This is a genomic window from Kitasatospora sp. NPDC088742 (assembly GCF_055584905.1).
On the sequence record NZ_JBVJLD010000077.1, the window covers coordinates 22,383 to 29,035 of the forward strand.

Annotated in this window: 5 protein-coding genes and 2 pseudogenes; 2 read left to right on the plus strand and 5 right to left on the minus strand. The window is 74.7% G+C overall.

Translation table 11 applies throughout. From position 1 onward, the window contains the following. The first annotated feature begins 104 nt into the window (after positions 1-104). A complete protein-coding gene (locus ACZ6ZR_RS36595) occupies positions 105-1,208 on the plus strand; it encodes a potassium channel family protein (protein ID WP_465650040.1) in 1,104 nt (367 codons plus the stop codon). A gap of 177 nt (positions 1,209-1,385) precedes the next feature. On the opposite strand, the gene ACZ6ZR_RS36600 is transcribed toward ACZ6ZR_RS36595, so the two are convergent. From ACZ6ZR_RS36600 to ACZ6ZR_RS36620, 5 genes and pseudogenes are all read right to left on the minus strand, one after another. Continuing rightward, a complete protein-coding gene (locus ACZ6ZR_RS36600) occupies positions 1,386-2,711 on the minus strand; it encodes a molybdopterin molybdotransferase MoeA (RefSeq protein WP_465650042.1) in 1,326 nt (441 codons plus the stop codon). Further along, positions 2,708-2,962: pseudogene (locus ACZ6ZR_RS36605) on the minus strand (DUF6457 domain-containing protein); the annotation flags it as partial. The pseudogene ACZ6ZR_RS36605 and the gene ACZ6ZR_RS36600, both read right to left, overlap by 4 nt. Positions 2,963-3,083: 121 nt before the next feature. After that, positions 3,084-3,664, minus strand: a pseudogene (gene mobA / locus ACZ6ZR_RS36610) (molybdenum cofactor guanylyltransferase); the annotation flags it as partial. 22 nt (positions 3,665-3,686) lie between these two features. Continuing rightward, positions 3,687-4,748, minus strand: coding sequence for an MBL fold metallo-hydrolase (locus ACZ6ZR_RS36615; protein ID WP_465650044.1), 1,062 nt, complete (start codon positions 4,746-4,748; stop codon positions 3,687-3,689). Between the two features lie 159 nt (positions 4,749-4,907). Continuing rightward, the gene (locus ACZ6ZR_RS36620) at positions 4,908-5,681 is read right to left on the minus strand and encodes a polyprenol monophosphomannose synthase (protein WP_465650046.1); all 774 of its coding nucleotides are present in this window, start codon (positions 5,679-5,681) and stop codon (positions 4,908-4,910) included. A 357-nt stretch (positions 5,682-6,038) separates the two neighbouring features. Here ACZ6ZR_RS36620 and ACZ6ZR_RS36625 point away from each other — a divergent pair. Continuing rightward, on the plus strand, positions 6,039-6,653 hold a 615-nt coding region (locus tag ACZ6ZR_RS36625; RefSeq protein ID WP_465650047.1), incomplete at its 3' end, for a phosphohexomutase domain-containing protein.

The window sequence follows — 6,653 nt, forward strand, 5'->3', positions numbered from 1 at the left end:
ACGATACCCACCCGCCGCCCGTCCGGCCGCGACGGCACCCCCGGTGGGCGCGACGCGCCGGGGTGGTGGCGTCCCCGCGGCGAGGGGCCCGCCATCCTTGGGTGATGACTGCCAATCAGCAGCCCGAGCCCACGGGCGACAGCACGTGGTTCCGCCGCCCCCGCGCCGGGGCCGGCCGGGCTCAGGACACCGACGACCCCGGCGGCCGGATCACCCTGCCGTCCCGGCCGCCCCGGGCGCCGCTGCGCCAGGTCTCCGCCCGGCTGCTGCTGGCCCTCCTGGTCCTGGTCTCCACCACCCTGATCGTCTGGCTGGACCGCGCCGGCTACAACGACAACTCCGACGGCGCGGTGGACCTCCTGGACGCCGCCTACTACGCCACCGTCACCCTCTCCACCACCGGCTACGGCGACATCACCCCCGTCAGCCACGGCGCCCGGCTGACCAACATCCTGGTGATCACCCCGCTCCGCGTGGTCTTCCTGATCATCCTGGTCGGCACCACCCTGGAGGTGCTCACCGAACGCACCCGCCAGCAGTGGCGGGTCAGCCGCTGGAAGGACACCGTCCGGGACCACGTGGTCGTCATCGGCTACGGCACCAAAGGCCGCCATGCGGTCGCCGCGCTGCTCGGCCAGGGCTACCCCAAGGAGTCCATCGTGGTGGTCGACCCGCAGCCCAAGGTGGTCGAGCAGGCCGCCCTCGACGGCCTGGTCGCCGTCCGCGGCGACGGCACCCGCTCCGACACCCTGCTCCGGGCCGAACTCCCCCGCGCCGCCCGCGTCGTGGTCTCGCCGCAGCGCGACGACACCGCCGTCCTGGTCACCCTGACGGCCCGCCAGCTCAACCGCCGCGCCACCGTCGTCGCGGCCGTCCGGGAGGACGAGAACGCCCCGCTGCTGCGGCAGAGCGGCGCCGACGTGGTGGTCCCCAGCTCCAGCTCCGCGGGGCGCCTGCTCGGCATGTCGATGCTCAGCCCCAACACCGGCGCCGTCATGGAGGACCTCCTCACCTACGGCACCGGCCTCGACGTGGTCGAACGCCCCATCACCCGCGAGGAGGCCGGCCACAGCCCCCGCGACTCCGACGACCTGGTGGTCGCGGTCGTCCGCGGCCGCAAACTCCTCAACTACAACGACCCCGAAGCCGCCCTCCTCAAACTCGGCGACCGCGTCATCACCATCCAACAAGCCGTCCCGCGCACCTGACGTGGCTACGCCGCTGGGGGCGCGAGGCTCTGCTGATTTGCGGCTCCGCCGCGCGGGCGCGAGTACGGAAGACTGCCCAGCGCTAGATCGGGGCACGTCAGCCAGTTGCACGTGCTGCCGTCCCCCTGCGCGCAGTTCCCCGCGCCCCCGGTGTGGCCACTTTCGCCTGCGCCCCCGTCAGGGGACGGCCAGGGTCTCGGCGTACGAGCCCGGGGGGAGGCCGCCCGGGGGGACGGTGGCGAGGGCGTCGGCGAGGGCCAGGCCGCGGAGCATGGCGGGGCCGTCGAACGGCAGCGGCCGCAGGCCCGCCTCGGTGCGGAGCACCGGCAGCAGCCGGGTGTCCGCGGGGTGGCCGGGCAGCGCCGCGGCGACCGGTTCGCGGCGGGCCGCGGCGGCGGGCCGCCCGGAGCGGGCGTGCAGCAGCGGGAGGGCGAGGGTGAGGAGTCCGGCCACCGCCGCGAGCGGGTTGCCGGGCAGGCCGACCAGGTGGCGGCCGTCGGGAAGGGCGGCCAGCAGCATGGGGTGTCCGGGCCGGACGGCCACGCCGTCCACCAGCAGGTGGGCGCCGACGGCCGCCAGTGCCTCGTGCAGGAAGTCCACCGGCCCGGCCGCCGTGCCGCCGGTGGTGAGGACCAGGTCGGCGGGCGAGTGCCGGACGGCGTCCCGCAGCAGCCCGAAGTCGTCGCCGACCCGGCGGCAGCCGGTGAGTTCAGCTCCCGCCGCCGCCAGCCACGGCGGCAGCAGCGGGCCGAGCGCGTCCCGGACCATCCCGGGCCGGGGCAGCCCCTCGTCCAGCAGTTCGTCACCGAGCAGCAGCAGCTCGACGGTGGGGCGGCGGTGCACCGTCAGCTCGTCGTACCCGCCCGCCGCCGCCAGCCCGAGCACCGCCGGGGTGACCACGGTGCCGGCCGCCATCAGCGCTTCGCCGAGGCGGCACTCCTGCCCGCGCGGCCGGACGTCCTGACCCGGCGTCACCTCGCCGCGCCCGTACAGCTGGCCGCCCTCGGCCCGGCCGTGCTCGCGCCGCAGGACACCGGTGGCACCGGGCGGGAGCTGGGCGCCGGTGGCGATCTCGACCGCCGCGCCGTCGGCCAGCGGGGTGCAGGTGCCGCCGGCCAGCAGACGGCCCGTCAGCCGCCACGGGCCGGGGCCGGCCACCGCCCAGCCGTCCATCGCGGAGGTGTCGAAGGCGGGCAGGTCGGTCAGCGCCGTGAGGGGTTCGGCCAGGGTGCGGCCGAGCGCCGAGCGCAGCGGCAGCCGTTCGGCCGGGGACGGGCGGCCGCCGGCGGCCCGGGCCGCCGCGCGGGCCTCGGGCCAGGCGCAGTGCTCCGAGGTGGCGGACACCGACGGAGCGGCCAGCAGCCCGTCCGGCAGATCGAAGACGCCCTCGCCCCGCCGACCGCCACCGTCCGACGTCACGTCACTCCCCGTCCCCTCAGCCATCGGTACGTCCCGCGACAGGTCGAACGGCTCCGCCGCGGCCTCGGGGGCGACGGCGGTCACGGCTGGCGCTCCTGCTCCGCCGCCCAGCGCTCGGCGAGGGCTGCGGCGCGGACCCGGGCCCGTTCGACGGCCTCGGGGCCGCCGCCCTGCTGGGCGGCGGCGTAGCCGACCAGGAAGGCGGTCAGCGGGGCGGCCGGGCGGGCCACGCCGTGGGCCACCACCCGGGCGAGGTCGAGCAGCCCGACGGTGTCCACCGCCAGGTCGATGCCCAGCTCGGCGGCGGCTTCGGCGATCCAGTCATCCAGCGTGCGCTCCATGGCCCCCATGCTGCCCGATCCACCCGTCCCGTCCCGGTTCCACCCCGTGACCCTCGCGAGTCGGTTCGCTCACCCGGCGGACCGGCGCGCGGTGAGGGGGTGTCAGCCCCGGTCGCCGGCCCGCAGCCGCCGCTCGGCCCGGGCCAGGTCGTCCCAGGTGTCGCAGTCCAGCGCGGTGGCGTCCGGATCGGGCAGCCGGTGCAGCCGGAGCGGGCCGAGCAGGCGGCGCAGCGGCAGCCCGGCCGGGGGGCCGAGCGCGTCGAGGGAGGTGCGCAGGGCGGCCGTCCGGTAGGCCCCGGCCAGCGGCTGGTCCCGGCCGTCGGCGTCGACCAGCAGGACGCCGTCGTGGCCGCCGAGGCCGTCCAGCAGCCGGCCGACCGCCGCCCGGTCGAGGAACGGCAGGTCGGCCGCGAGCAGCAGCACCACCTCGGCGGTCACCTCCGCCAGCCCGGCCGCGACCGCGGCCACCGGCCCGCCGCCGGGCGGCCGCTCGCGGCACCACCGCAGCCCGCCGCGCTCGGTCGGCCGCTCGGGACCGACCACCACGGTGGCCGCCGCGTCGGGGCAGGCGGCGAGCACCCGGTCCAGCAGGGTCCGCCCGCCGACCCGGAGGGCGGGCTTGTCCGCCCCGTCGAGCCGCCGGGCGGCACCGCCGGCCAGCACCAGCGCGTCATGGAGGATCGGACGGACCGTCATACGGCCAGTATCGGCCCCGCGCTCACGGATCCTCGACGATCTCCGCGTCCACGATCCCGTTCTCGTGCCCGTTCTCGTGCCCGTTCTCGTGCCCGTTCTCGTGCCCGTTCTCGTGCCCGTTCTCGTACCTACCCGGCTGGCCGGTCTCCTCCGCCGCCACGGGCACCGCCGCCGCGTACGCCGCCACATTGGCCGCCGCGCTGAGCTCCAGCAGCGCCGGCTGGGTCAGCCCGCCGTACCGCTCGTTGACGGCCGCGGCCAGCGCCTCGGCGTCGTCCCGGTGCTCGGCGAAGGCGGCGTCGAAGTCCCGCAGGTAGGCGTTGGTGAAGGCGAGCACCCGGGAGGCGTCGTCGTCCGCGCCGGGCGCCCGGTGGCCGGCGATCACCCGGTCCGCGCCGAGTTCGGCGATCCGGGCCAGGTTGGCCCGCCACTCCTCGCGCCGGGCCGGGTCGGTGTCGGCGGTCCAGACGTGGGTGCCGTTGTAGACGAAGTCCCCGGCGATCACCGTGCGGATGCCCGGCAGGTGGACCACCGTGGAGCCCTCGCAGTCGGCCTGGCCGAGGCCGAGCACCCGGATCAGCTGACGGTCGATCATCAGCGGCTGCGGCAGCAGCGGGGCGGGCAGCAGGGGGTTGTCCGGGATGTCGGCCCCGTAGACCGGCTTCCACTGGGCGACCTTGGCCGCGACGGTGGCGGCGATCCCGGCCACCACCGGGGGTGCGGCCAGCAGCTGGGCCCGGGGGAAGAGCCGGAGCACCTCCTCCGCGCCGAAGTAGTGGTCGGGGTGGTGGTGGGTGATCACCACGGCCAGCAGCTGCCGCCCCTTGCCGGCCACCCACTCGGCGAGTTCGCGTCCGGCGCCGCGGGTGAGCTGGGCGTCCACCAGGATCGCGGTCCGCTCGCCCATGATCAGGCTGGAGGTGGCGAAGAAGGCGGTCTCGGGGCCGGTGAAGACCTCGACCGTCAGCGGGACCGGCGGCGGCCCCTGCTCCGCAGACAGCCCGGAAGCTCCGAACGCTCCGGACGCCCCGGAGACCCCCGACGCCCCGGACGGCCCCGGCTGCTCAGACTGGTCCGGCGTCACATCGGCTCCCTGATCGGCGTGGTGGGCCGTCTCCGGCCCCCGTACCGCCAGCTTGGGAGGTAACCGGGCCTTTCGCCGGGTAGGCACGCCCAGGTGAGTGATCGACCACATGCCGGAGGCCCGCCCTGACGGTGCGTCAGGGCGGGCCTCCGGGAGGTGCTACTTCTTCTTGCCCTTGCCGGTGAGCTTCTGCACCCGGGAGCCGATGCCCCAGGCGGTGACCCGCCAGAGCGCCTCGACCACGATGCTGCGGCTCATCTTGGAGGCACCGAGCTCGCGCTCGACGAAGGTGATCGGCACCTCGCTGACCTTGTAGCCGGCCTTGACGGTGCGCCAGGCCAGGTCGACCTGGAAGCAGTACCCGGCCGAGGCGACCTGGTCCATGCCGAGACCCTCCAGGGTCTCCTTGCGGAAGGCGCGGTAGCCGCCGGTGACGTCCTTGATCGGCACGCCGAGCATCAGGCGGGAGTAGGTCGAGCCGCCGCGCGAGAGCAGCAGGCGGGACTTCGGCCAGTTGACGACCTTGCCGCCGGTCACCCAGCGGGAGCCCAGCACCAGGTCGGAGTTGCGCAGCGCGGTGAGCAGGCGGTGCAGCTCCTCCGGCTGGTGCGAGCCGTCGGCGTCCATCTCGACGAGGACGTCGTAGCCGTTGTCGATGCCCCAGCGGAAGCCCGCGAGGTAGGCGGCCCCGAGGCCTTCCTTGCCCTTGCGGTGCATCACCTTGATGTGGTCGTCGTCGGCGGCCAGCTTGTCGGCGATGTCGCCGGTGCCGTCCGGGCTGTTGTCGTCCGCGACCAGGACGTGGACCTCGGGGACGGCGGCGCGGACTCGGGAGGTGATCCGCTCGACGTTCTCGGCCTCGTTGTAGGTCGGGATGATTACGAGCACCTTGCCGAGGTCGGCGAAGGTGCTCTCCTGGTCAGCGGCGGTCACGTCTGAAGCCTTTCGGAATGCAGCGGGGGGAAACGCAGCGGGCCCGCGCGTCCGAAGATGCCAGGACGGCTGAGCGCGTGCTGGTGCAGAGCCCACAGAACGAAGAAGACGTCTGAGAATGCGCATGCTACCCCGGGCCGGTGCGTGCGCCATCCTCCGGGCCACCTGCGGACTCGGTACGGGGCCCGTGAACAGGTAGTCTCCTGGACATCCTGAACACCCGTGGGTCGCGAAGCAAACCGTTCGCTCGCGCCCGGACGGCCGCCCGCCACGCCTCCTCTCGCGTCGGAGGGCAACCGCCGCAGCCGGAGCCCTGCCCGCGCTGGTGTCGACCGAACAGTGTGGAGTGCCAGTCCGATGCGGGACCTGAAGCAGCTGGTGAAGGCGTACGACGTCCGGGGTGTGGTGCCGGATCAGTGGGACGAGGTGCTGTCGCGGGCGTTGGGTGCGGCATTCGTGCGGGTGGTGGGTGCGTCGGCGATCGTGGTGGGTCATGACATGCGCCCGTCGTCGCCGTCGTTGACGCGGGCGTTCGCGGAGGGTGCGGCGGCGTCGGGTGCGGACGTGGTGGAGATCGGGCTGTGCTCGACGGACCAGCTGTACTACGCGTCGGGTTCGCTGGACCTGCCGGGTGCGATGTTCACCGCCTCGCACAACCCGGCGCGGTACAACGGGATCAAGCTGTGCCGCTCGGGTGCGGCGCCGGTGGGCCAGGACACGGGCCTGTCGGAGATCCGTGAGCTGGTGGAGTCCTGGACCGCCGCGGACGACACGATCACGGTGCCGGTGCTGGACGTGAAGCCGGGCACGATCTCCTCGAAGGAGACGCTGCGTGGCTACGCCGATCACCTGCTGGGTCTGGTGGACCTGTCGGCGATCCGTCCGCTGAAGGTGGTCGTGGACGCGGGCAACGGGATGGGCGGTCACACGGTTCCGACGGTGTTCGACGGTCTGCCGCTGGACGTGGTGGAG

Coding starts and splice junctions, on each gene's coding strand:
- ACZ6ZR_RS36595 (WP_465650040.1), top strand. CDS start 105: ATGACTGCCAATCAGCAGCCCGAGCCCACGGGCGACAGCACGTGGTTC.